This is a genomic window from Ruoffia tabacinasalis (assembly GCF_005864045.1).
Lineage (GTDB): Bacteria > Bacillota > Bacilli > Lactobacillales > Aerococcaceae > Ruoffia > Ruoffia tabacinasalis.
On record NZ_VBSP01000115.1, the window covers coordinates 1 to 551 of the forward strand.

General features: G+C 40.8%; 2 tRNA genes and 1 rRNA gene. All 3 read left to right on the forward strand.

From position 1 onward, the window contains the following. A 16S ribosomal RNA gene (locus tag FEZ33_RS12265) occupies positions 1 to 65 on the forward strand; the annotation flags it as partial. A 108-nt stretch (positions 66 to 173) separates the two neighbouring features. Further along, positions 174 to 247, forward strand: a tRNA-Ile gene (locus FEZ33_RS12270). A 77-nt stretch (positions 248 to 324) separates the two neighbouring features. Continuing rightward, positions 325 to 397, forward strand: a tRNA-Ala gene (locus FEZ33_RS12275). The last annotated feature ends 154 nt before the right edge of the window (positions 398 to 551 follow it).

The following is a 551-nucleotide window of genomic DNA, read 5'->3' on the forward strand; positions in this document are numbered from 1 at the left end:
AGATGATTGGGGTGAAGTCGTAACAAGGTAGCCGTATCGGAAGGTGCGGCTGGATCACCTCCTTTCTAAGGAGTACTGGAACCTTTTACAGCATGAAGTGTTTTATCTTTGTTCAGTTTTGAGTGAGCTTTCATAATGTCAAGCCTCTTAGGGTTTGAGGATTATATATCTCCGGGCCTGTAGCTCAGTTGGTTAGAGCGCACCCCTGATAAGGGTGAGGTCGGTGGTTCGAATCCACTCAGGCCCATTGCTAAGAACTTGTTTATTTCTTCAGGAAAACAATTGACAGCAAATCAATAACAATGTAATATATATTTCCAGTACGGGGAATTAGCTCAGCTGGGAGAGCGCCTGCCTTGCACGCAGGAGGTCAGCGGTTCGATCCCGCTATTCTCCATAACTACTATAGTAAGTAAGGGTAGTTAACTTAGCTCATTGAAAACTGAATATCAACACCTAATATAATCCGTCGATGCGACAGATTGTATTAGAACAATTTTCTTAAATGAAGATATAATTTTAATCGAAATTAAATCATAAACCAAAGAATT